Annotated in this window: 22 protein-coding genes; 8 read left to right on the top strand and 14 right to left on the bottom strand. The window is 71.8% G+C overall.

Going from position 1 to position 24,176, the window contains the following annotated elements; genetic code table 11:
- Positions 1-214: 214 nt before the first annotated feature.
- The 10 genes from E1294_RS40840 to E1294_RS40795 form a co-directional block, all read right to left on the bottom strand.
- Positions 215-433: a hypothetical protein gene (locus tag E1294_RS40840; RefSeq protein WP_132516324.1), complete on the bottom strand. Its 219-nt coding sequence runs from the start codon at positions 431-433 to the stop codon at positions 215-217.
- 277 nt (positions 434-710) lie between these two features.
- Positions 711-1,388 (bottom strand): polysaccharide deacetylase family protein, encoded by a 678-nt coding sequence (locus tag E1294_RS40835; protein WP_165977750.1) that lies wholly within the window; start codon positions 1,386-1,388, stop codon positions 711-713.
- Between the two features lie 68 nt (positions 1,389-1,456).
- Positions 1,457-2,164, bottom strand: a complete 708-nt coding sequence (locus E1294_RS40830) for a class I SAM-dependent methyltransferase (RefSeq protein WP_132516322.1) — start codon at positions 2,162-2,164, stop codon at positions 1,457-1,459.
- A gap of 3 nt (positions 2,165-2,167) precedes the next feature.
- Positions 2,168-3,376: a glycosyltransferase gene (locus tag E1294_RS40825; RefSeq protein WP_132516321.1), complete on the bottom strand. Its 1,209-nt coding sequence runs from the start codon at positions 3,374-3,376 to the stop codon at positions 2,168-2,170.
- A 314-nt stretch (positions 3,377-3,690) separates the two neighbouring features.
- Positions 3,691-5,832: a hypothetical protein gene (locus E1294_RS40820; RefSeq protein WP_132516320.1), complete on the bottom strand. Its 2,142-nt coding sequence runs from the start codon at positions 5,830-5,832 to the stop codon at positions 3,691-3,693.
- Positions 5,829-7,058, bottom strand: coding sequence for an acyl-CoA reductase (locus tag E1294_RS40815; protein WP_165977749.1), 1,230 nt, complete (start codon positions 7,056-7,058; stop codon positions 5,829-5,831). The genes E1294_RS40820 and E1294_RS40815 overlap by 4 nt, the downstream gene beginning before the upstream one ends.
- Positions 7,058-8,092 (bottom strand): LuxE/PaaK family acyltransferase, encoded by a 1,035-nt coding sequence (locus tag E1294_RS40810; protein WP_132516319.1) that lies wholly within the window; start codon positions 8,090-8,092, stop codon positions 7,058-7,060. The genes E1294_RS40815 and E1294_RS40810 overlap by 1 nt, the downstream gene beginning before the upstream one ends.
- Positions 8,089-9,519 (bottom strand): AMP-binding protein, encoded by a 1,431-nt coding sequence (locus E1294_RS40805; protein WP_132516318.1) that lies wholly within the window; start codon positions 9,517-9,519, stop codon positions 8,089-8,091. Before E1294_RS40805 ends, E1294_RS40810 begins: the two co-directional genes overlap by 4 nt.
- 2 nt (positions 9,520-9,521) lie before the next feature.
- Positions 9,522-10,280, bottom strand: coding sequence for an SDR family NAD(P)-dependent oxidoreductase (locus E1294_RS40800; protein ID WP_132516317.1), 759 nt, complete (start codon positions 10,278-10,280; stop codon positions 9,522-9,524).
- Entirely contained in the window at positions 10,255-10,503 is a 249-nt protein-coding gene (locus tag E1294_RS40795) for an acyl carrier protein (protein WP_132516316.1), read from the bottom strand. The genes E1294_RS40800 and E1294_RS40795 overlap by 26 nt, the downstream gene beginning before the upstream one ends.
- A 134-nt stretch (positions 10,504-10,637) precedes the next feature.
- On the opposite strand from E1294_RS40795, the gene E1294_RS40790 reads away from it, so the two are divergent.
- Genes E1294_RS40790 through E1294_RS40780 form a run of 3 tightly spaced genes read left to right on the top strand, consistent with a single transcriptional unit; the run spans position 10,638 to position 15,051 of the window.
- The gene (locus tag E1294_RS40790) at positions 10,638-11,531 is read left to right on the top strand and encodes a hypothetical protein (RefSeq protein ID WP_132516315.1); all 894 of its coding nucleotides are present in this window, start codon (positions 10,638-10,640) and stop codon (positions 11,529-11,531) included.
- Positions 11,528-13,144, top strand: a complete 1,617-nt coding sequence (locus tag E1294_RS40785) for a hypothetical protein (protein ID WP_132516314.1) — start codon at positions 11,528-11,530, stop codon at positions 13,142-13,144. The genes E1294_RS40790 and E1294_RS40785 overlap by 4 nt, the downstream gene beginning before the upstream one ends.
- A gap of 20 nt (positions 13,145-13,164) precedes the next feature.
- Complete coding sequence (locus tag E1294_RS40780; protein WP_165977748.1) at positions 13,165-15,051, top strand: glycosyltransferase family 2 protein; 1,887 nt, start codon at positions 13,165-13,167, stop codon at positions 15,049-15,051.
- Here the strand turns inward: E1294_RS40780 and E1294_RS40775 are convergent, their stop codons facing one another.
- Both E1294_RS40775 and pseB read right to left on the bottom strand, forming a co-directional pair.
- Complete coding sequence (locus tag E1294_RS40775; protein ID WP_132516312.1) at positions 15,052-16,176, bottom strand: DegT/DnrJ/EryC1/StrS family aminotransferase; 1,125 nt, start codon at positions 16,174-16,176, stop codon at positions 15,052-15,054.
- Positions 16,176-17,153 carry a UDP-N-acetylglucosamine 4,6-dehydratase (inverting) gene (gene pseB, locus E1294_RS40770; RefSeq protein ID WP_132516311.1) on the bottom strand — a complete coding sequence of 326 codons (978 nt, stop codon included), beginning with the start codon at positions 17,151-17,153 and terminating at the stop codon, positions 16,176-16,178. Before pseB ends, E1294_RS40775 begins: the two co-directional genes overlap by 1 nt.
- Positions 17,154-17,256: 103 nt before the next feature.
- Between pseB and E1294_RS40765 the strand changes: the two genes are divergently transcribed.
- Positions 17,257-17,985, top strand: coding sequence for a cytidylyltransferase domain-containing protein (locus E1294_RS40765; RefSeq protein ID WP_132516310.1), 729 nt, complete (start codon positions 17,257-17,259; stop codon positions 17,983-17,985).
- Positions 17,982-18,968 (top strand): PseG/SpsG family protein, encoded by a 987-nt coding sequence (locus E1294_RS40760; protein WP_132516309.1) that lies wholly within the window; start codon positions 17,982-17,984, stop codon positions 18,966-18,968. Before E1294_RS40765 ends, E1294_RS40760 begins: the two co-directional genes overlap by 4 nt.
- On the opposite strand, the gene pseI is transcribed toward E1294_RS40760, so the two are convergent.
- Both pseI and E1294_RS40750 read right to left on the bottom strand, forming a co-directional pair.
- Positions 18,965-20,008, bottom strand: coding sequence for a pseudaminic acid synthase (pseI, locus tag E1294_RS40755; RefSeq protein ID WP_132516308.1), 1,044 nt, complete (start codon positions 20,006-20,008; stop codon positions 18,965-18,967). The two genes, E1294_RS40760 and pseI, sit on opposite strands and share 4 nt — an antisense overlap.
- Complete coding sequence (locus E1294_RS40750) at positions 20,005-20,496, bottom strand: GNAT family N-acetyltransferase (protein ID WP_132516307.1); 492 nt, start codon at positions 20,494-20,496, stop codon at positions 20,005-20,007. Before E1294_RS40750 ends, pseI begins: the two co-directional genes overlap by 4 nt.
- A gap of 159 nt (positions 20,497-20,655) precedes the next feature.
- On the opposite strand from E1294_RS40750, the gene E1294_RS40745 reads away from it, so the two are divergent.
- The 3 genes from E1294_RS40745 to E1294_RS40735 are packed head-to-tail and all read left to right on the top strand — an operon-like array spanning position 20,656 to position 24,051.
- Entirely contained in the window at positions 20,656-22,095 is a 1,440-nt protein-coding gene (locus E1294_RS40745; RefSeq protein ID WP_132516306.1) for a glycosyltransferase family 2 protein, read from the top strand.
- 48 nt (positions 22,096-22,143) lie between these two features.
- On the top strand, positions 22,144-22,989 hold the full coding sequence (locus tag E1294_RS40740) for a CDP-alcohol phosphatidyltransferase family protein (protein ID WP_246083650.1): 846 nt from the start codon (positions 22,144-22,146) through the stop codon (positions 22,987-22,989).
- Positions 22,990-23,010: 21 nt separating this feature from the next.
- Entirely contained in the window at positions 23,011-24,051 is a 1,041-nt protein-coding gene (locus E1294_RS40735; RefSeq protein ID WP_132516305.1) for a sulfotransferase family protein, read from the top strand.
- Positions 24,052-24,176: the final 125 nt, after the last annotated feature.

Raw genomic sequence — 24,176 nt, 5'->3', positions numbered from 1 at the left:
GGGGAGCGCCGGGCGGGGCCTGACGCGCACCGGGCCACGGCTGCTGCTGGGGGTGCTGCGGCGGCTGATGGTGTCCTGGCGGGTAGCCCATGGTGGCTCCTGTCGCGTGGCTGCGCGATCAGGGTTCACGTACGGTCAATCCAGCGGCACGGCGTCCCCCGATCGCTTGACGTGCACATGGCACTTTAGCCACATTCTTCACACAGTGAGTACTTCACGCGGGAACCGGGAGGTCCTCCCGTGCCGGCTCCTCGCGGCGAGGCAGCAGCGCCAACGCGGCCACCAGGGCGAGCGCCGACAGCACGGTCGAACCGAGCAACGCCGCCCGATACCCCGAGACGAGCGCCTCCAGCGCGGCCGAGCCGCCGGAAACGGCGGCGGCGACGGTGACCAGCCCCGCGATGCCGACCGAGATGCCCACCTGCGTGGTCACGTTGAACAGCCCGACACCATCCCCGACTCCGACGGCGACGCCTCCGACGTGGCGGCGACGGCGGCCGCGCCCACGAGGAGGCCGAAGCCGAAGGTCCATCCGACGGTGCCACCCAAGGTCGAATACCGGGCCACGCCCCATGGCGCTGGAGTTGTACGAAGCCATGCTGACGCTCACCGACTGGTCACGCTGGCACAGCGCCTGCGTCGCCGCCTCCCGGGAACGCTACGACGCCCGCCAGGCCGACTGACCGCGGCGCAAGGAGCCCGCGACCGGGCTAGGGGTAGCTTTCGCCGGCGACCGGCCCCTTGCCCCGCAGCAGCGTCGGCACGGTGACCAGGTGGTAACCGCGCTTCTTCAGCTCTTTGACGATGCCCGGCAGGGCCTTCGCCGTCGCCGGGACCACGTCGTGGAGCAGAAGCACGCCGTCGCGCTTGGCCAGCCTCAGCACGGCCGCCCTGATCTTCTTCGGGTCACGCAGTTTCCAGTCGAGCGTCGTGCCCGTCCATAACACCTGCGCGAGGTCCGTCTGGGCGGCCAGCGCCAGCACCCGGTCGTCGGTGTGCCCGTAGGGCGGGCGGAACAGCTTGGGCCGGTGCCCCGTGGCCTTCTCGATCACCCGCTGGCCGAGCTTGAGCTCGTCGAGGATCCTGTCGTCGTGGTAGTAGGGCAGCGAGATGTGGGCGTAGGTGTGGTTGCCGATCGCGTGCCCCTGCGCCAGCACCTGCCCGGCGATCTTCGGGCGTTTCTCCACCTGCTTGCCCACCAGGAAGAAGGTGGCCTTCGCGCCCGTCTTCCTGAGCGTCTTGAGCACGGTGGGCGTGGTCGCGCCCGGCCCGTCGTCGAACGTCAGCGCCACGCACTTGACCCGTTTGCAGTCGACGGCCGCCTGAGCCGGAAGCGAGGCCGTGGAGGCCAGGGCCAGCGAGGCAGCGAGCAGGGATCGGATCACCACAGGAGACAGCCTAGAGCCATTGCCGCCCCCGGAAGTGCCGCCCGCACATCACTTTCCGGGCACTGTCCTCATACGAGCCGGGCACGCAGGAACAGCGAGACGCCCTTGCGCGAGCCCACCGGCAGATACCTCTCGGCGCGGACGACCGCCGACAGGCCGGCGTTGATGAGGAACGGCGTCCTCTTCAGGTCGCTGCCCGCGGACCGGCGCCGGTGCCGCAGCACGAGCGGGCGCAGCAGGACGTTCCAGCTCCAGACCCGGTCGACGGTCAGCCCTGACCTGCGCACCACGCTGATCAGCGACTCGCGGCCATAACGCCGTACGTGGCCGACGGCGTGGTCGTGTGCCGACCACAGTGCCATGTCGCTCGGCACCGCGATCAGCGCGTGCCCGCCGGGCGCCAGCACCCTGGCGATCTCCTCGGTGACCAGGTGGTCCTCGCGGATGTGCTCCAGCACGTCGAACGCGGTCACCAGGCCCATGCTGCCCGACGCGAACGGCAACGCCCTGGCGTCGGCGTGCACGGCCCTGAGCCCGCGCTCCCTGGCCAGTTCGACCGCCGTCTCGCTGTAGTCGGTCGCGGTGGCGTCCCAGCCGGCCTCGACCAGCACCCGGGTGTTGCCGCCGCCGGCGGCGCCGATGTCCAGCGCCCGCTTCACCGGGGTGCGCTGCCGGCCGAGCTCGCGCAGCTGCCTGCGGAGGATGGCCCGGCGCTCGCGATACCACCAGTGGGCGTCCTCGAGCTCGATCAGGCGGCGGATCTCAGTCGTCTCCATCGATCATTTCCTCGGGAAGACCCAGCGGTCCAGGGCCGTGAAGCGGATCAGGGTGAGCAGGCAGTACGTGGCGACGACCACGCCCACCTCGGCCAGCGGCCCGGAGCCTGCGGGCACCTTGAGCACGGCCACGGTGGTGAGGGCATAGTTCGCCAGGAAGAGCAGAAATGCTCGGAAATGCACGGTGCTGCGTTTCCTGAAGGTCCATCGGCGGTTGGCCTCGATGTTGATGAACCCCGTGAGGACGAGCGCGCCGAGATTCGTCATGGCCGGTGACCATATATCGCGCAGGGGGAGATATATGAGTGTGTACAGGATCACGGAAAAGACGCCTATCGCCGCGAACGACAGGAATTTCGCCAGGGTCACCGCCCGGGGCCGGGTGACCACCGCGTCCGGATGCGTGGGCCTCGGCTCGGACCGCCGCACCGCGACCGAGGCCCGGCCCGTCGACATCGACCAGGCGACCCTGGCGAGCCCCTTCAGATCGTCGACCGCGGTCTTCACCACGCGCACGCGCGAATCGGTGTCCTCGATCCAGTCGACCGGCACCTCGTGCACGCGCAGCCCGTTGTGCTCGGCCAGCAGCAGCAGTTCGGTGTCGAAGAACCACGCGTCGTCCTCGACCTTGTCCATCAGGGGCCTGACCACGTCGGTCCTGGCCGCCTTGAAACCGCACTGGGCGTCGCTGAACCGGACGCCGAAGCCGTACCTGAGCAGGGCGTTGTAGGCGCGCGACACGACCTCGCGGCGCAGCGAACGGCGGGTGCGCGCGCTGTGCGCCAGCCGCGTGCCGATGGCGATCTCCGAATGCCCGCTGGCCACCGACGCCACCAGCGGGAACAGGGCGTCGAGATCGGTGGACAGGTCGACGTCCATGTACGCCACGATGTCGGCGGGACTGTCGCGCCAGGCCGCCCGCAGCGCCGCGCCCCTGCCCCTGATGTCGAGCCGGCGGGCGTGCACCAGCTCGAACTCCCCGGCCAGCGCGGTGGCGATCGCCCAGGTGCCGTCGGTGCTGCCGTTGTCCACGATCGTGATGCGCCACGGCAGCGGGAAACGCTCATCGAGGAACGCGGCCAGCGTGCGCACGCAGCCGGGCAGGGCGCGCTCCTCGTTGAGGACGGGGATGACGATGTCCACCCACGCCAGCCGGTTGGCGGCGTCATCGGCCAGGCGGGGGCGCGGCTCCAGGGCGGCACGCGTGTCCATCAGAGCCTCCTGAGGGGACCGTCGCCTACCGGGAGCGGGTGGGGCGCCAAGGCCCGAGCGTGCAGTGGCAGAACTCCTGACATTGTCGCCACCTCCGGATAGGATTAACTTTGTGCTTTCGCACATCGGTCAGGGCTTGGCCGTCGTCTCTCGCGCAAGCGGGGCGAGAAGCCGCTCCCTTCAAGGAGCGGAGGAGTCACAGAATCCCCATCTGTAGCTCGTGGCCGTGGCTCCACGAAAATTGTGCTGGGGATGTCGAGCAGGACGGGCGCGCTTTCTTCTCATCGTTCCGTGAAAGGGGATTATCTTTACCCTCAGAAGAGCTCGTAGACCGAGGAACTCCCGTTCCGGAAGCGCAGCCGGGCGAATCTCTCCAGCTTCGGATTCCTGCCGGTGAAAAGCCATTTGACGCCATATTTCTGGGCGAGGTGCCGCACGTTCTCCGCCGTCGGCCGCCGGAACACCACGTCGTTCGCCGCCAGCCGCGCCGGATCGGCGAACGGCACGTCGAGGTAGGACGCCCTGAACAGCGGCGTCCGCGACAGCGTGCTCTCGGCGTACGCCCACCCCTCTACCAGCACCCGCCGCTCCGTGAACCCGGCCACCCAGTAGTGCCTGCTGTCGCACGGCGACTCCCTGATCGGGCGGCAGTGCAGGTCGGTGGCCACCACGTCGCCCGGCGACGAATGATCGCGCAACCACCGGCCCGCCTCCATCGCCCCGTCGGGAATCTCCCGCTTCCGCTCACCCTCCTTGGGGGTGACGTGCGCGGCCACGTCGCGCACCGACTCCGGCAGCGCGTACCCCGTGAGCAGCGCCACCACCGCCAGCCCGAACCCCCGCCGCCACAACAGCAGCGCCGCAGCCGCGAGCATCGTGTACGGCACCACCACCGCCGCCAGCACATCGCCCGCGACGTCGCGCGCCGAGGCCAGCAGGGCGGCCCCCGCGCCCATCCCCACCAGGCAGGCCACGATCGGCCACGGCACCCGCCGCGCCGCCAGCACCCCGCACACGGCGGCGACCGACAGGTAGGGACGCGCGCCTTCGAGGAAGTACAGCTGCGACAACGACGGATGCCCGAACACCACGGCCGCGCCGACGCCCGCCGCCCCGATGCCCAGCATCAGCAACATCGGCGGCTCCAGCGCCCGCCGCCCCAGCGCCGCCGCCCCGCCCCACACGCACGCCAGGCAGAACAGGTGTACGGCCGTCAGCACCACCAGCGGCCCCGCGGGCACGGACGCCAGCTCCGGCATCTCGATGCCCGCCACCGAGCCCCAGAGCGAGCGCATCGTGGCGAACGGCGCGACCGTCGTGCCCTGGGCGCCGCGCCCGAACACCACGAACTGCGCGATCAGCAGGCACACCAGCGTGAGACCCGCGGCCGCCGGCCACTCGGCGCGCACCCGCCGCTCCACCACCCCGCGTACGGCCACCACGAGCAGCAGCCCCGCCAGCAGCAACGGCAGGAACGTGGCCTTCGACCCGGTCAGCGCGAGCAACAGGACGGCGAGCGCCGCCCAGCTCCGCCGTCCGCCGGCCAGCATCAGCACCACGGGCGCGAACAGCAGCGCCCCGAACGTCTGCGTGGGGCTCGCCCACGAGGTGAACATCGACCGCGACGTGAAGCTCACGCCCTCCTGCAACGCCGGGCTGAACAGGAAGTACGTGACCCCCACCGCCGCGACCCCCGCACCCCAGCGCCCGCCGAGCCGGCGCCCGAGCACCGCGACCAGCACGACCATCGCCACCATCATCGGCAGCGTGGACAGCCGGTAGACCAGCGTCACCGGCTCGATCCCGGTGACCCAGCTCGTCGCCGCCATGTCGGCGTAGACGAACCAGTGGTAGGAGAGCCGCTCGCCCAGCACCGACGGCAGCGTGGGCGGCACGTGGTGCTTGATCTCGCCGACCAGCGCCAGGTGGTAGGGCATGTCGACGTACGCGCTGGAGACCGGGTGGCGGTAGAGCGAGATCACGCACCACGCCACCAGGTAGCCGACCACCGCGGCGAGCGCCCAGGCGCACCACCCTGGCGCGCGCTCCCGGCCGGGCGCCCCACGCCAGTGCCGCCACAGGCGCGGCACGCAGAGGAACGTGCACACCACGGCCACGGGCGGCGCCAGCACCAGCAGCGGCAGCCCCGCGGCCCGGGCCGGGATGTACGCCAGCACCTCGACCGCGTATCCCAGTGCCAGCCCGGCCGCGAGGTCCTCCGCCAGCGTCCGGCCGCCCCCGGTCAGCGCCCGCCACACCAGCGTCCCCGGCAGCGCCACGCCGGCACCGATGTACGCCGCGAAGGCCGCCAGGTCACGGGCGGGAACGCCGCACCACAACAGCGCGGCCACCGTGCCCGCGCCCACCAGCAGGGCAGGCGCCCAACCCGGGCCCGGACCGCGCCCCGGCGACCCCGGAGGGCGGACATGCGTGCTCTCGGGCGCCGCCAGCGTCATCGGGTCACGGTCACCAGTCGGGTGAACTCGGTGGGCAGGTCGACGCCGTCCCACACGCGGTGGAAGCTCAGCGCGCCGCCGACGGGCACCATCCGGTCGACCCCGCGCCCGGCCAGCTCTCTGGCCAGCTCGTCCAGCTCGGCACCGGCGAACCCGAAATGTGTCATCGTCTGGTCTCGCCGCTCGACCAGCGCGCACAGCTCCGCCAGCGCGCCGATCCTGGCGTGCGTGAACGTCCCCGCCCCCAGCCACCGCCTGGGAGGCGCGGCGCCCTCGGCCAGCGTCACGTCCGCCAGCGCGTTGCCCCGGAACTCCACCCGCTCCGCCACCCCGTCGGCGGACAGCCCGTAGGCGGCGACCCGCTTCTCCACGGCCATCGCCGCATCGACCCCCCACCCGCGCTCGCCCAGCACCCGCGCGACGTGATCGGCGAAGTCGGCCCGCGCCGTGTCGCAGTCGCTCGCCGTCCCCACCCAGAACACGGTCCGGGGGGACGAGCAGGCCGCCTGGTCGAACCAGTAGGCGTCGTTGACGAACCCCTCGGCCGCGCTGACCCGCGCCGCCCCCGGCGCGCCCGACCACGCCGCCGCCCGGATCACCGCGAACGACGACCGGTCGGGGAAGACCAGGTCACGGGCGTGCGTGGCGAGCGCGTGCCGCCGCAGCGCATTCACGGTGTCGTCGCCTCCCCACACCACCCGCAGGTCGCAGGCGGCGCAGAGCGCGGCCGTCACGGCGTCGTCGCGGTCGTAGGAGACGATCCGCTGGGTGGCGCCGATCACCGGGTCGGCCTCGGCGAGCGCCTCGTGCAGCGTGTCGAGGATGACTCCGGCCACCGGGCCCGAGCGCGGCGAGAGACGCACGATGTTGCGGTTTCCCATCAGGGCCGACAGCGCCCACGAGTAGACGAAGACGGTGTCGACGTTCGCGGGAGGGACGTGGAAGACCAGGCCGCGCGGGACGTGTATGTGCTCGCCGCCCAGCCCCTCCACCGTGCGGGCCAGCTCGCTGGGCCGCAGGAAGAAGCCGAGCGAGCCGAGCTCGGGATGCCGGCGCGCCAGCGCGGGCCGCAGCAGCCGCCTGCCGAACGCGGTGAGGAACGCGCGGACCCGCTCGTCGCCCGTCTCCAGTCGGCCGCGCATCTGCCCGAGCAGCACCTCGACGGGCACTCCCTCGATGGGCGGCGCGGCGACGGGGAACCTGACCGTCACCTCCGAGCCCGGCATCAGCCGCCCCGCCCGAAGGTGTCGCTGCAGCCGCGCGCCTCGGCCCGCGGCAACCTGCCCAGCACCTCGAACCGCCGTCCCGGCAGGCACCCGTCGTCGACGCCGAGCACCACGCCCATGTCCTCCGTCAGCAGGACATGCCCCGGATAGGACGTCGGCAGCGTGCTGACCACCTCGATCAGCCCCGGCACGCCGGGCGGCGCCTCCTGCCAGGTCTCCGGGTCGCGGATCACGACATCGGCGAAATCGGGGCAGTAGAGCCCGTCGCCGTCCGGCCCCTCCAGGAACACGGTGCCGATCTGCTCGACCATCCCGTAGAAGTTGTACACGCTGCTGAGCCCGCACTCGTCCGCCAGCCGCCGCCGGAACTCGGCGTTGTCCACCGCCTGCTCGGCAAGCCGCTTCCAGCCGCCCGAGTGGATCAGCACGCCCTGCGACAGGTCCGCGCCGAGACCGCGCAGGTAGAGCCAGACCATGAACGTGAACCCGAAGATCAGGAACCGTGCGCGGCCGTGCCGCGCCAGGAACCCCTTGACCGCCTCCGCGTCCACCCGGCCACGCTCGTCGAGCACGAACGTGTGGTCCCTGCCGAAGTTCATCATCCCGAGCACGCCGGCGCCGCGCGCGCTCAGCGCCGGGTCACGCACCACGGAACGGCTGTCGACCACCAGCATCGGCAGCCGCCGCTCGCCCAGCACCCCCCTGAACGTCGCCGCCAGCATCCGGGTCTGCGCGGCCGCCGCCACGCGGTCGAGGAACACCCGGCTCGGCCGCTGCCCGGTCGTGCCGCTGGACGTCAGCACCCTGAACACCTGGTCTTCGCGTATGCTGCGCAACTCGTGCGTTTTGAACAGCCGCACCGGCAGCCACGGCAGGTCGGCCACCCGCTCGAAGGGAGGCCGCGCGCCGATCGCGTCGAGAATCCTGTCGTAGGGCGGGCACGCCCGCCGGTGCCGCTCGGTCAGCGCCGCCAGCGCCGGCGCCAGCACCGCCTCCCGCTCGGCCGCGCCCAACGTGAACAGGCCCGAGGTCATGCGTGGGACTCCAGCGCGCGGTAGTCGATCTTGCCATTCGCCAGGAGGGGGAGCCGGTCGACGCTGCGGACGTCGAACCCGCTCCAGTGCACGCGCAACTCCGCGCCGAGCCGCCGGGCCAGCCCCGCGCAGCCGGCCGCGTCGAGCCCTTCTGTCCACACCGTGACCCGGTCGTCGCCGCTGGTGGCCGCCGCCGGGCCGGAGGCGGGCAGCAGGCGCTCGACGTCGTCGAGGTTGACCCGCACGCCGAAGATCTTGGCGATGCGCTTGAGCCGCCCGGTGATGTGGAGGAAGCCCTCGGGGTCGAGCCGGCCGAGGTCGCCCGTGCGCAGCACCCCGCCGAGGTCGTCGCCCCTGGCCAGGTCGGCGGCGGTCTCCGCGTAGCCCATCATGACGTTGGGCCCGTGGTAGACGACCTCTCCTTCGTCGATGGCCAGCCGCCCCCCGGGGACGGCGAGCCCGGCGGAGCCCGGCTTGTCGGCGAGCCGGTCAGGAGGCAGGACAGCGATGCGGGCCGTGGCCTCGGTCTGCCCGTACATGATGAAGAACCGGTCGGCGTGAGCGGCGAACTCCTTGACCAGCTCCTCGCTGAGCCGCCCGCCCGCCTGCGTGAACGTGGCGAGCGCGGGGTGCTCGGCCCGGTCGTAACGCAGCCGGCGCAACATTTCGTACTGGTAGGGGACGGCCGCCAGCGACGTGCAGCGGTGGGCGTCGAGGTGGGTCCAGAACGAGCGCTCCAGCAGCCCCGCCTCCGTCAGCACGACGGTCGCCCCCGCCATCAGGTGGCTGTTGAGCACCGACAGGCCGTAGCTGTAGTGCAGCGGCAGGCTGGTGGGCACGATCTCGGCGGGCTCGATGGACAGCGCCGTCACGATGGCGGCGGCGTTGGCGAGCACGGCCCGGCGCGAGAGGCGGACGAGCCTGGGATTGCCGGTCGAGCCGGACGTGGCGAGGAGGACCGCCAGGTCGGGATGCGGCTCGGGCGGGTGACCCGCGTCGCGGTGTGACGGAGGTCGCGGCGCTCGCGGGGCGCGCGGTGACGAGCCGTCGGCCGCGTGGGTGAACCCGAGCACCGCGGCCGGCTGGAACCTGCCCGCCAGGTCGGCCAGCGCCCCGACGGGCAGGTCGGGGTCGAGCAGCGCGATCGGCCGGCCGGAGCGCCAGGCGGCGAGATAACGCAGCACCGACGCGAGGTTGTTGCGCATCCCGCAGAACAGCGGCCCCGGCCGCAGCCGGGTCAGGGCCTCGGCGGCGCGGTCGATGTGGTCGCGCAGCTCGCCGCCCGAGAGCCCTTTTTGGTCTCCTGCGACGACGAGCCGGGCCTCCGGGTGGGGGAACGGCGGCTCCGGGGAACCGCAGCCCGTGGCCCATACGGCGAGAGCGCCCGGGCTCTGCAGGGCTGGGGGCTGCGGACCGGGCGTGGGCATGGTCACAACACCAGCCCGCCGTCCACGCCGAGGACCTGGCCGGTGATGAAACCGGCGTCGGGAGAGAGCAGGAACGCCGTGGCGCGTGCGACGTCGGCCGGCCTGCCGAGACGCCCGAGCGGGGTCGCCGCGACCGTGGCCGTGCGGCTGTGCTCGTCGAGCGTGGTGAGCATGTCGGTCTGGATGTAGCCGGGCGCCACGGCGTTGACGCGGATGCCGGTGGGCCCCAGCTCCTTGGCGGCGGCCAGGGTGAGGCCGATGATCGAGGCCTTGGTGGCGGAGTAGACGGTCTGGCCGGCGCCGCCCGCGCGACCCATGATCGAGGAGACGAGCACCACGGCGGGGCTGGTGCCCCGGCGCAGCAGCCGGAGCGAGGCCTGCAGGGTGTGCGTGGCGCCGATCGCGTTGACCTCGAAGAGGCGGCCGATGGTGTCGTGGCGGACCATGCCGAGCAGGCCCGCGGAGTGCACGCCCGCGTTGATCACCAGGGAGTCGAGCCGGCCGTGCCGCTGGTAGATGCGCCGCATCATGGCCGAGACGAGCCCCGGATCGGCCACGTCGCCGTGGACCGAGCCGGTCAGGCCGCCGGTCTCGGCGGCGACGTCGGCGGCCACCTTCGCGGCCCGCTCCTCGTCGCGGCCGTGGAGCACGACGTCGTGACCGGCGGCGGCCAGCGCGGTCGCGATGGCCCGGCCGATGCCCGTCGTCGACCCCGTGACCAGGGTGACCCTGGCCTCAGCGGGCGGCAGCGCCGACGCCATGCTTCTCCAGCAGCTCGGCCGCCTTCGCGAACGAACTCATGTCGATCATCTCGTCGGTGTCGATCATGACGGAGAACTCGTCCTCCATCGCGGCGATCAACGCCATGTGGGCCAAGGAGTCCCACTGCGGGATGGCACGGTATTCGAGCCCGTCGACGTCGGTGCCGTCAGGCAGGTTGAGCGCCATGCGGAAGGTGGCCCGCAGGCGGTCGAGATGACTCATGATCACTCACTCTCTGTCCTCAAGGCGCGACCCAGTGTAGCCACGATCGACAGGTGAGGAGAAACCAAGGCTCCGTGGTGGGTAATGGAAGCGTATAACGGCGCGTGGGCCGCGCGGGGGGCTGGGAATGTCGGATGGGACACGCCAACCGTACGGGGGAAATGATGGACGAATCCAATCACTGGTACGGACACTCCCGCATTCTCGGCAAATATTGCGGCCTGCCGGACGAGTCGCCGAAGCGCATCCAGGGGTTTCTCCAGCACGGATGGAACTATCTCCACGGATTTCCCCCGAACGACCACTGGTGCAGCCCCGGCTATCCCCGTTTCGTCTGGTCGGACGTGCTGCGCCGCCGTGGCTGGTCCATGGGCCGCAGGGGGCACTACCTGATCGGCGCGCCCTGGATCTACCTTCTTCACATCGAGCCGGACTTGGGCGTGGTTCCCGATCGTGAAGGTACGATCTGGTATCCCTTTCATGGATGGGAAAAGTATTCCGTCAGTGGCGACCACGGGCGACTTGCCGACGAAATACGAGATGTCGAGACCGATCCGGTCACGATCTGCCTTTACTGGCTGGAGTTCGCAAATCCGGACATTCGGCGGGCGTACGAGTCGAGAGGTTTCCGGGTCATCTGCCATGGCGAGCGCGGATCGCGCTGGGACGCGAAGGGGCGTGATTTCCTGCGCAAGCAGCTGCTCCAGTTGCGGCGCCACCGCAGGGTGGCCTCCAACAGGCTCGGCAGCGCGCTGTTCTACGGCGCGTCGGTGGGGTGCGAAGTGGCCGTGTACGGCGACCCGATGCAGTTCGAGGACGAACGGCCGGAATACGGCGGCACGGCGCGCCGCATGAGGCTCTGGCCCGAACTGCACGGCACGGCCGTCGACCCCGGGCTGGCGGCGGAGACGGCGAGGCAGGAGCTGGGTTTCGACTATCAGGCGACACCGGAGGAGCTACGGCGAATGTTCGGATGGAAGCGGGTGCGCTGCGGATCCCCGGCGACCGGGCACGGAGCGAGGTCATGAACACACGCATGAGCGAGGCACCCGAGAACGTCCGGCTGATCGGCGGCGAGATGCTGCTGTGGTCTGACATGTCCAACATGGGCGGCATCACGGACTGGCGCGGCGCGGCACTCGAGCTGGTCAGGCGGATGGCCCCGGCGAGCGGCAGGGTGCTGCTGGTCGGGCCGCATCCACAGGTGCTGGTGGACGAGGTCGTCGCGCTGGCTTCCGAGGCGGCGGCGCTGGTGCGCTCCTACCCCGACGCGTGCGCGCTCGGCTCGCGGCACCCGGGGCTGGAGGTGTTCTGCGGGCGGCTGGAGATGCTGGACGCGAACGAGCCGTACGACCTGGTTCTCGCGATCGACGGGCTGGCGCGCACGCACTCCGCCGAGGCGCCGGCCGCCGGGTGGAAGGAGTCGGTGGCCGCGCTCGCGGCGCTGGTCGCGCCCGGTGGGCGGCTGGTGCTCGGCGTACGCAACGACCTGGGCATCGACCGGTTCATCGAGGCCAGGCCCGCGGACCGGGAGGGGGGCGACGACCAGTGGGCGCCGCACGGTTTCGACCCTGGCTACCCCAGCGGGCCGGTGGCCGTCGACCGCGGCCTGGAGTCCGCGGGTCTGGTCGTGCAGCGCCGCTACGCGGCCTACCCCGGGCGCTTGGCGCCGCGCGCGCTGCTGGCCAGTGAGGCGCTGGCCGGCGACCTGCCTGACGCGCTCACGTTCCCGCTCAGCGCGCGCGGCGGTGACCGGATGCTGGTGGCCGACCCTTTGCGGCTGACCCGCGTGGTGTTCCGCCACCGCCTGGGCGAGGAGCTGGCGCCGCTCTGGGTCGCCGTCGCCACCCGCCCGCCGGTCTCCCCCGGAGCCGAGGGCGACCTGCCGCTGGGCCTGATCGAGGAGGGCTCGGCTCTGTACGAGTTCACCGGCACGGCCACCCGGCGGCTGCCCGACGGCGACGAGCGCCAGATCCCCACCGGCCGCGTCGTCGAGGAGATCCTCGTCGAGGCCTGCGCCCGCGAGGACGTCAAAGCCGTACGCGACCTGCTCGCCCACCTCGCCGACTGGCTGGAGGGCGGCGGCGCCGTCGTGGCCGCGACCGACAGCCTCGTCTACGACGGCACGCGCTTCGCCGCGATCAGCCCCCCGGCGGCGCCGTCCATGCCTCCCGAGCCGCGCGTCGTACTCTGCCGGATCCTGTGGCGGTTCGCGGTCAGGCTGCTGGCGGCCGGGCACCACCATCCGTGGCCGTGGCCGCTGGAGGCCGACCAGCTCGCGCTGACCCTGTGCGGCATGGCCGGGCGGCCCTGCGACAGGGGCGACCTCGACCGGGCCAGGAAGTTCGACGCCGAGCTCGGCCAGCCCGCCGAGCTGGCCGAGCAGGCCCCCACCTACCGTGACCTGCTCGGCGCCCGTGACCGCCTGGCCGACCAGCTCACCGCCGCGCTGGCCAGGATCGCCCGCCTGGAGACCAAGCTGACCTACCGCGAACGCGAGCTGGTCAGGTCGAAGTCCCGCCTGCGCAGGACGCAGCGCAAGGCCACCGCCTACAGAAGAACCCTCGGATACCGCCTCTCCCGCCGCCTGGCCCGCCCTCGCAAGGTCGCCCGCCGAGTCATCCGCCTGCTGTCCGGTTGACGCAACGATGAGGAGTGCATGTGCCGGTTCTGTCGGTGATCGTGCCGTTCTACAACGTCGAGAAGTACATCGGACCCTGCCTGGACTCCATCGCCGCGCAGACCCTGGATGACCTCGAGGTGATCTGCGTCGACGACGGCAGCGACGACGGCGGCCCGGCCGTCGTGGCGTCCAGGCAGGCCGGCGACCGCCGGATCCGCCTCATCAGGCAGGACAACCACGGCGTCGGCCGCGCGCGCAACGTCGGCGTGCGGCAGGCGAGCGGCCGCTACCTGGCCTTCGTCGACGGAGACGACACCGTGCCGCGCGACGCGTTCGGCCGGATGGTGGCCTCGCTCGAAAGCACCGGCTCCGACCTGGCCTGCGGAAACGTCATGCGCCTGCACCGCAACCTGCTCGTGCCCTCGTGGGCGCACCGGCAGGCGTTCGCCAGGCCGGTCAAGGGCACCCACATCACCCGTCACCCGCTGCTGATCCGCGACCGAATGTTGTGGAACAAGGTCTACCGCCGTTCCTTCTGGGACGACCTGGACCTGAGCTTCCCCGAGCGCATGTACGAGGACCAGCCCGTCGCCATGGCTGCCCACGTCGGCGCCCGTTCGGTGGACGTGTTGTCCAGGGTCGTCTACCACTGGCGGCAGCGCGACGAGCCCGGCGCCTCGATCACCCAGCGCAGCCTGGAGCCCGGCAACCTGCGCGACCGCCTGCTGTCGGTGGTGCAGACCGCCGCCCTGCTCGACCGCGCCGCGCCGGTGCTGAAGCCCGACTTCGATCGCGACACGATGGACATCGACATGAGCGTCGCCGTCGAGGCCGTGGCCGCGATGGCCTCGTCGGCGGACCCCGGCCTGCTCGACCTGGCCTGCCGCTACCTCGACGGCGTGTCGTCCGAAGCCTGGCAGGGCATTCCGTTCGAGCGCCGCCTCCAGATCCATTTGCTGCACCGCCGCCGCCTGGAGGAACTGGCCGAGGTGTTCACCGAGGCCCGCGAGGGGCGGCTGTTGCCCGAGGTCAGCCCGGCGGGGCTGCTGCGCAGGCGCTGGCACGGCCGCCACCCGTCGATGCCGGGCCACCTGTCGGACGTCTCGGGCGAGCTGCGCCTGGTGGGCCGGCTGGTGAGCCTCGACTGGCGCGACGGCGTGCTGCACGGCGTGGGTCGGGTGTCGCTGGGCAGGTTCGGCGCCGCCCGGTTGCGGCGGGTCCGATTGCGCGTGTGGCTGCAGGAGCGCGGGACGGGTGAAACCGTACGCCTGTCAGAAGCGGTCAGCGCGCCCGTCTGGGAGGACTTCCAGCAGGACGGCGGTGGCTCGGTGGCCGAGCACACCTTTCCGTTCAGGTTCGCCTTCGACCCGGAGACGTTGACGCCCGCGCAGCTGGCCAGGCACGGCCACTGGGACCTGCGCGCGCGGCTGAAGGGCCACGGGCTGAGGCTCGACGGCCGGGTGGCAGGGCCGCGCTGGTCACGGCCGCTCGTCCCGGAGCCGCTGCGGCTGCCGGGGGTGTGGGTGGTGCCGGTGCGCACGCCGAAGGGCGCCTGGGCCCTGCGCCTGCGTACGCCCAAGGCGGTCATCGGCTCGTGCCACGTGGACGGCGGCGAGCTGGTGTGCGCCGGGAAGATCTCCGACGCCGGCGACGGCGAGCCCGTGCTGAGGCTGAGACGCAGGAGCGACGGCGAGGAGATGTACTTCCCCGTCGCGCTGGACGGCCGGGAGTTCCGCGCACGGGTGCCGCTGGCCGACATCGACGAGCGCGTCGGCGACGAGGCGTGGTGGGAGGTGCTCATCGACCAGGGCAGGCCCATCCGCCCGCTGGTGCGGACGGGGGAGCGGCCGGTCGCGACCGTCGCCGACCGGCGCTTCCTCATCGACAGGGACGACGACGGCGGCCTGCTGCTCGCCGAACGCTGATCAGGACAGGATGCCGGCCAGCGTCTCCGCGACCCGCTCCTGCTGGGCGTCCGACAGGCCGGGGAACAACGGCAGCGACAGCTCCTCGGCGTAGTAGGACTCGGCCTGAGGGCAGAGCCCGCGCCGGTAGCCGAGGTCCTCGAACACCGGATGCCGGTAGGCAGGCAGGTAGTTGACCTGCACGCCGATGCCCGCGGCGCGCATGCGCTCGTAGACCTCCCGCCTGCGGCCGTCGCGGACCCTGACGGGATAGAGGTGCCAGCTCGGCTCCACGTAGGAGCGCTGGGCGGGCAGGACCAGCCCGGGCACGTCGCTCAGCATCAGGTGGTAGCGGGCGACCAGCTCCGCGCGGCGCGCGCGGAAACGGCGCAGCCGCCGCAGCTGGCTCAGGCCGAGCGCGCAGAGCACGTCGGGCAGCCGGTAGTTCAGCCCGAACGCGTGTACCTCCTGGTGCCAGCCGCCCTCGCCGGGGTGGCGCTGCTCGGCGGGGTCTCTGACCAGGCCGTGGTTCATGAACCGGGCGGCCCGCATGAACCTCTGGGGGTCGGCCGCCGCCACCGCGCCGCCCTCCGCCGTGGTGACGGTCTTGGTCGGGAAGAACGAGAACGTCGTCAGCTCCGCCAGCGCCCCCACCGGCCGCCCTTTGTACGCCGACCCGATCGAGTGGGCCGCGTCGGCCATCAGCAGCGCCCCGGCTTCGTCGGCGACCGCGCGCAGCTCGTCGTAGTCGGCGGGATGGCCCGCGTAGTCGACTGCCGTCACCACCCGCGTGCGCGGCGTGACCAGCGCCGCCGCGCTGCCGGGGTCGAGGTTGCCCGTGTCGGGCTGCACGTCGGCGAAGACCACCCGCGCGCCCAGCAGCGCGGCCGTGGCGGCGGTGGCCACGAACGTGAGCGGCGAGGTGACGACCTCGTCGCCCGGCCGCACCCCGGCCGCGACGTAGGCGACGTGCAGCGCCGCGGTGCCGGACGTGACCGCCACGCACGGCACGCCTCCGGTCCAGCGGGCCAGCTCGGCCTCGAACGCGCCGACCGCGGGGCCCGTGGTCAGCCAGTCGCCGCGCAGCACCTCGGCGACGGCCTCGACGTCGGACTCGGCGATCGACTGGCGTCCGTAGGGCAACATCAGCCGCTCACCATGCCGCGCAGGTCGTCGACCGAGAGCCACTGGTCGTTGGTGTCGGAGCGGTAGGCGAAACCCTCGGGGAGCAGCTCCCCGGCGTGCGGCGGCCGGTAGCCCCAGGTCGCGATCGTCGGCTGGAGCACGTAGCGGTCGGCCAGCCGCAGCGTCCTGCGCCCGTCGTCGGGCCCGATCATCTCCTCGTGCAGCTTCTCGCCGGGGCGCGCGCCGATCTCGTAGACCGGGCTGCGCGGGGCCAGCGCCTCGGCCAGATCGGTGATGCGCATGCTGGGGATGCGCGGCACGTACAGCTCGCCGCCCTGCATCAGGTCGAACGAGTCGACCACGAACCTGACGGCCTGGTCGAGCGTGATCCAGAACCTCGTCATGCGCTTGTCGGTGATCGGCAGGGAGCCGCCCTGCTCGGCCAGCCGCAGGAAGAGCGGCACGACCGAGCCGCGGCTGCCGACGACGTTGCCGTAGCGGACGACGGAGAAGCGGGTCTCGTGGGCGGCGGCGTAGTGGTTGGCCGAGACGAACAGCTTGTCGGCGACCAGCTTCGTGGCGCCGTAGAGGTTGATCGGGCTGGACGCCTTGTCGGTGGAGAGCGCGACGACCTTGCGCACGCCGCTGTCGATGGCGGCCTCGACGACGTTCTGGGAGCCGGAGACGTTGGTGCGGACGTATTCGAACGGGTTGTACTCGGCGGTGTCGACCTGTTTGAGCGCCGCCGCGTGGATGACGTGGTCGACGCCGTGCATCGCGCGGGCCAGCCGGTCGCGGTCGCGGACGTCGCCGATGAACCAGCGCAGCCGCTCGTCGTTGTCGAAGAGCTGCCTGAGTTCGTACTGCTTCAGCTCGTCGCGGGAGAACACCACCAGGCGCCGCACCCCGAGACAGTCGAGCGCGTGTCTGATGAACGCCTTGCCGAAGGACCCCGTGCCTCCGGTGATCAAAATCGACGATCCACTGAGAATGCTCACGTGGCCCCCTGAAATCGTGCTTGCGCACTGTCGTCGTATGAGCAGGCGGTAGCATAGCGCGATCGTTCGGAGGCTCAGCGTCACACGGGGGAATGGGGCTTCGGTGCGCATTGTAGGAATTGTTCAGGCTCGGATGGGCTCCACGCGCCTGCCCGGGAAGGTGCTGCGCGACCTGGGCGGCCGCTCGGTGTTGTCCTGGGTCGTACGCGCCGCGTGTGAGGCGGGCGCCCTCGACGATCTCGTCGTCGCCACCACGATCGAGCCGGCCGACGACGCCGTGGCCGCCGAGTGCCGCGCGCTCGGCGTGGCCTGTCACCGGGGGCCGGTCGACGACGTGCTGACGCGGTTCATGCACGCGATGGCCGGGCGGCGGGCCGACGCGGTGATGCGGTTCACGGCCGACTGCCCGCTGCTCGACCCGGCCGTGATCAGGGAGGCGGCGCTGGTCTACCGGGCCGTGCCCGGCCTCGACTACCTGAGCACGAGCCTGGTGCGCACGCTGCCGCGCGGGCTCGACGTGGAGATCGTCGGCAGGAACGCCCTAAAGCGGGCCGACCGGGAGGCCGCCGCCTTCCACCGCACCCACGTCACCTCCTACGTCTACGAGCATCCCGGCGACGCGCGGCTGCTCGGGCTGACCTACCGGCCCGCCGCCGACGACCTGCGGGTCACGCTCGACACCGAGGACGACTGGAAGCTGATCTCCCGCGTGGTGGGCGAGTTCGGCGACCGTTACGTGCCGGTCAAGGAGCTGGTGGGCTGGTTGCGAGCCCGGCCCGAGGTGTGCGGGCTCAACGCCCACGTGCGGCAGAAGGCGCTGCAGGACGCGTGACCGGGTCTGGCCGCCACAGGGTCGGCTTCCGCTGCGACGCCGGGGTCGGCAGCGGGGTGGGCCATCTGGTGCGGTGCGTGGCGCTGGCCGAGGAGCTGTGCGCCCGGGGCGTCGAGGTGGTCTTCCTCGGGCAGGTGCGCGGCTCGGCGTGGGCGCTGGCGCAGCTGGAGAAGCGCGGGCTGCCACTGGTGGACGCGCCGCCGGCCCCCGACCGCCTGGCGGCGCTGGCCCGCGAGTTGCGGCTGGCCGCCGTCGTGCTGGACTCGTACGCGCTGCCCGCGGAGACGGGGGCGGCGCTCAGGCGGGCCGGCCTGGCGGTGCTGGCCATCGCCGACGGCGACCCCCTGGGCCAGCAGGCCGACCTCTATCTCGACCAGAACCTCGGCGCCGAGCGCCGCCACGGGCCCGGAACGGGCGTGCGGTGGCTGGCCGGGGCACGATTCGCGCTGCTGCGAGACCGCGTACGCCGGTGCGCGCGCACGCCCCGGCGTGACCGGCTGCCGCACGTGCTCTGCTTCTTCGGCGGCACCGACAGCGCCGGTGTCGCCCCCGCGTGGGCGCGGGCCCTCCTGGCAACCGGCGAGCCGTTCCGCGGCACGGTGATCAGCCCGGCGCCCTTCGACGCGGGTGACCTGATCACCGTGATCCCCCCGACGGACCGCCTGCCCGAGCTGATGGCCGGCGCCGATCTCGTGGTCACCGCCGCCGGCTCGGCCATCTGGGAGCTGCTCTACCTCGGCGTGCCCACCGCGCTGAGCTGGGTGGCGGACAACCAGCTCAGCGGCTATGGGGAGCTGGTCGGCCGGGGCGTCGCCGCCGGGCTGGGCGGCGAGCCGGACGCGCGGGCCGTGGCCGCGCTCGCCCGGCTGCTCGCCGACCCCGCCGCCCGCGAGGAACACGGCAGGCGGGGGAGCGGCCTCATCGACGGCAGGGGCAGGGAGCGCGTCGCCGACGCCCTGCTCGCCCTGCTCCAGACGCTCTAGACGAGATCCCAGGTCAGCGGCGTGCCGAACGCCACGTCCCTGGTGAAGCGCCGGCCCATCACCTGCGCGGCGGCCTCGGGAGGCAGCCCACCGGCCGGCCGGATCGAGCGTACGTTGCCGGGGGTCACCGGCTCGCCCGCCCGCACGTCGCGCACGACGTGAAGGGATCGGCGGAAGCGTAGCCCCTCGCGCTCGGACGGGCGCGGCCCGATCACCGGGCAGCCCAGCGACTGCCAGGCCCGCTCGCTCTCCACCACCAGCGCCAGCAGCTCGCCCGGCTCCAGCGAGAAGGCGGCGTCGACCCCTCCCTCGGCCCTGGACGTCGTGACGTGCTTCTCGATCAGGCAGGCGCCCAGCGCCACCGCGGCCAGCGCGGCGCCCAGCCCTGGCGTGTGGTCGGAGACGCCGACGACCTCTCCGGTGAGCGCCGCCAGCAGCGGCAGCGCGCGCAGGTTGCTCTCGGCGGGCGAGGCGGGGTAGGACGCCGTGCACGACAGGACCGCCAGCTGGGCGCAGCCCGCCTGGCGGGCGGCCGTCACGGCGGCCTCGATCTCGCCGGCGGACGCCATGCCCGTCGAGATGATCAGCGGCTTGCCCGTGCTCGCCGCGAGCCTGATCAGCGGCAGGTCTACGATCTCCGACGAGGCGATCTTGTACGCCGGCGTGCCCAGCTTCTCCAGCAACTCGACGGCCGTGGGGTCGAAGGGAGAGGAGAAGGCGGTGAGCCCGTGCTCGCGGGCCCGCTCGAAGATCGGCTCGTGCCACTCCCACGGTGTGTGGGCACGCTCGTAGAGCTGGTAGAGGTGCTCGCCGCCCCACAGCTCGTGCCCGTCGCCGATCCGGAACGCGGGCCCGTCGCAGTCGACGGTCAGCGTGTCGGCCCGGTAGGTCTGCAGCTTCAGCGCGTGCGCGCCGCTGGCCGCCACCGCGTCCACGATGGCCAGCGCCTGTGCCAGGCTCCCGTTGTGGTTGCCGGACATCTCGGCGACGACGTAGGGCGGATGCCCGCCCCCGATCGGCCGTCCCGCGATGGAGATCATGCCTGCCCCTTCCTGAGCTGGATGGCCACGACATCGCGCGGAACCCCGTCGACGTCGCGCTGATAGGAGCCCACCTCGGCGAACCCGAACCGCCGGTGCAGCAGCCTGACCGGCGCGTTGTCGGCCAGCACCTCGCCGCGGAGCGCCGTCTGCCCGAGCGGCCCGAAGGCGTAGGCGATGGCCGCCTTCTCCAGCCCGATCCACGCCCGCAGCAGGTCGCCCGACCGTTCGAGCCCGTCGAAGTCGAGGTAGAAGCCCCAGGAGGCGGCGCCGGACGCCAGGTCGGCGTAGGTCACCACCCCCGCGGAGACCCCGTGGTGGTCGTAGATCAGCACGCACCTGCCCGGGTCGGCGCAGGTCGCCTGCCACCACCGCAGGTGCTCGGCCTTCGCGATCTCGTGCGTGGCGAAACTCGCCGCGCGCACGCGCGGGTGGTTGCGCCATCGGCGCATGACGGGCAGATCATCATCACGGACGCTCCTCAGCATCGCTGCCCCTAACTCTCAGCGCGGACTCAACTGCACAACGTAGCCGATTGTGCGTCAGGTAAAGAGCTGATCAGGGATGCAGATCCGGCCCGGCGGCCACGGCATGCTGCCCTCGACCTGTCCTTTCGAGCCGGGTCCAGGAAGCAAGGAGCAATCGTCATGATCCCCCTGCTCAGCGTCGTCGTCCCGTTTCACGACGTGGAGGCGTACATCACCGAGTGCCTGAAGTCGCTGGCCGCCCAGACACTGGAAGACATCGAAGTGATCCTGGTCGACGACGGTTCCGAGGACGGCAGCCGGCGCGTGGCCGAGGACTTCGCCGCCCGGGACGAGCGATTCGTCATCGTCGCCCAGCGCAACCTGGGGCCGGGGCCGGCGCGGAACGAGGGCGTCCGGCATGCCCGCGGCACCTATCTGGCCTTCGCCGACAGCGACGACGTCGTGCCGCCGCACGCGTACGAGCTGCTCGTCGGCAGCCTGGCCGAGACCGGGTCCGACCTCGCGTGCGGCGCGGTGGGACGGCTCGTGGACGGCCGGCTGGAGGAGTCGACGCTGCACGAGAAGGTGTTCAGGCGGCCGCAGCTGTGCACCCACATCACCGACAAGCAGGTGCTCGTCAGGGACCGCACGGTGTGGAACAAGGTCTACCGGCGCGCCTTCTGGGAGCGCTGCGGCCTGGCGTTCCCCACCGGCATCTACGAGGACGTGCCCGTCGCCATGCAGGCGCACGTCCTGGCCACCAGCGTGGACATGGTGGGCGACGTGGTCTACCACTGGCGCAGGCGCGAGTCGGGGACGACGTCGATCACGCAGCGCAGGACCGAGCCGGCCAACCTGTACGAGCGCCTCGCGGCCATCCGCGCGGTCCGCGCCTTCCTCGAGGAGCATGCGCCCGACCTGCTCGACGGCTTCGACGCGCTGGTGCTGGAGAAGGACATCCTGTTCCTTTTCCAGGCGCTGGAAAGCTGCGACGAGTGCGGCCCGGTGCTGGAGCTGGCCCACGCGTGGCTGGCCGAGCTGAGCGTGCGGGCGCTGGCCACCGCGCCCTCGCTGCGCCGCCTGGAGCTGCACCTGGTCAAGCGCGGGCTGGTGGCGGAGCTGCGCAAGGTGCGCGCGTTCCGGCGGGCCCGCGAGGGCGGCACCCGCATCGTGCCGCGCGGCCTGCGCGTCACCAACTGGTACGGCGACTACCCCTTCTTCCGCAACCGCCGGCTCCGGATCCCCGACGAGGTCTTCGACGCCCGTGACGAGCTCAAACTGGTCGCCAAGGTCGACGCGTGCGAGTGGACCGGCGCGGAGTACCAGCTGCGGGGGCACGTGTCGTTCCACCGCGTCGACAGGAAGGTGGCCAAGGTCGGCCTGTGGCTCTGCGACGGACGCCGCCGCGTGCCCCTGGAGGTGCGGCGCTCGGGCCGCCACGGCGTGGTCGCCGCCATCGACCCCCGCCGGCTCGGCGGCGGGAAGAACTGGAAACTCCAGGTGCGCGCCGAACTGCGCGGCCTGGTCCTGACCGGCTGGTGCAGGGACGGCGACACTGGACCCACATGGCGGTTTTCCGTGCCGGGACGGTCAAGAACAGGCATGGAAACCATCCAGTAGTTCCAGAGAGTAATCGATCCGGCGCGTTGCGTGGCCATGCTGGAGTCCATGAGGACCTATTCGCTCGATGACGTCCACGAGACACGCAAGCGGAGAGATTCCTGGTGGACCGTGTATTTCGTGGACCCGGCAGCCTGCCGGGTCGCGCTGGTCGTGGCCAACCGCACCCAGCTGACGCCCAACGCGCTCACCGTGTTCTCCCTGGTCCTCGGCGCGGTGTCGGCCGCCTGCTTCGCGATGAACCAGCTCGTGGCGGGCGCCCTCGCGTTCTATCTGAGCTTCATGATCGACTGCGTGGACGGCAAGGTCGCCCGGCTCAAGGGCACCGGCACGCCCTTCGGGCTCTGGCTCGACTACGTGGGTGACCGCGTCCGGGTGGTCCTGTGCGCCGGAGGGCTGGCGTACGGGCAGTACGCGCTGACGGGCGATGTGCACTTCATCGTCCTGGGCGCGGCGGTGGCCGTGCTCGACCTGTTCAGGTACGTCAACGCGCCGCAGATGAAGCGGGTGCGCGAGGCGGTCAGGGAGGGGCGGCAGGAGCCCGGCGACGAGCATGAGCCCTTCGAGCAGGATCCTTTCGACCAGGAGCCGCAGGAGCCGCAGGATCGGGTGGCGCTGGGGCGGGGGCCCCGGCGGCGCAGCTTCCCGCGACGGCTCAACAGGTTCCTGGCCCGCCACCGGGTGCGCTCGCACCTGATCAGCGGCATCGAGTTCCATGCGGCGGTGTTCGTGGTCGCGCCTCTTGCGGGGGCATGGGCGCTGATCCCGCTCGCCGCGATGTCGGGGGTCCTGCTGCTGGTCAACGAGGTCTTCCTCGTCTACCGGCTGTGGCTTTTCACGCGCAGGCACGGCGCGGCCTCCTCTCAGGAGAGCCGAGAGCACGTTCTCGTCTAAGTTTTCGGGGGTTACTACGCAATGTCCGACCGGCCAGTCTTCGTCATCGGATGCCCGCGGTCTGGCACCACGATGCTCCAGCTCATGCTCCACTCGCACCCTCGTATGGCGGTGCCTCCGGAGACGCGCTTCCTCGTTCCCGCCTACTACCGCCGGCGCACATGGGGTGACCTGCGGGTCACCCAGCGCCGCCGTGCCTTCGCGCAGTGGATCGCGACCGAACGCAGCACGAAGTTCCGCGAGCTCAAGATCGACAAGGACGAGTTCGTCCGGCAGTGCGTGGAGGGCCCGGGCTCGCTCGGGTCGGTGCTCGGCACGGCCTTCCGCATGTACGCCGACCGCTTCGACAAGCCCCGCTGGGGCGACAAGCGGCCGAGCTACGTCAAGCAGGTCGACATGCTGCTGCGGCTCTTCCCCGACGCCCAGTTCATCCACCTCATCAGGGACGGCCGCGACTGCGTGTCCTCGCTGAAGGAGATGCCCTGGTACAACCTGGACTCCTTCCACGCCGTGTCCACCTGGGCCGAGGCCATCGACGCGGGCGGCCGGCTGCGCCGGACCCTGCCCGATGACACGTACTACGAGCTGCGCTACGAGGACCTCACGGACGACCCCGCGACCGAGCTGAAGAAGCTCTGCCACTTCCTGGAGGAGGACTTCGCCCCGTCGATGGTCTCCCCGCGCGAGGCGGCTCAGGTGGCGGTGCCGCAGCACAAAGTCTGGCACAGCAACACGCATGGGGACGTCCTCCGCACCCGGGTGGGCAGCTGGGCGAACCGGCTGGAGGACTGGGAGATCTCGCTGTGCGAGCACATGCTCGGCGACCGCCTGGAGTCCATGGGGTACGAGCTCACCGGCGCGCCCAAGCCCACCAAGGAGCACGTGATCGCCTGCCAGAAGACGATGCAGAAGCGTAAGGCCAGCCGCATGCGCAAGGCCATGCGCGACCGGCTGAACCGGCTGCGCGAGCCGAGCCCGGTGGCCGCGATGCTCACCTCGGGCCAGTGCTCGCTGGCCGGCGTGCCGCAACAACGCCCAGAACTGGCCGAACCAGCGGTATAGCCAGGTCCGGCAGGGCGACGGTGAAGCCGGCTCGGTCGTCGGGGAGGCCGGGTTGGGTGGCGTCGGCCATGAGGGGTTTTGCGGGTGAGAAGCGCCGTGGGTTTTTTGGGGGGGGTGCTTGGGGG

This window comes from Nonomuraea diastatica (assembly GCF_004349015.1).
GTDB classification, from domain to species: Bacteria; Actinomycetota; Actinomycetes; order Streptosporangiales; family Streptosporangiaceae; genus Nonomuraea; species Nonomuraea diastatica.
Note: the sequence above shows the minus strand (reverse complement) of the source record. Positions and strands in the feature narration are given on the sequence as shown.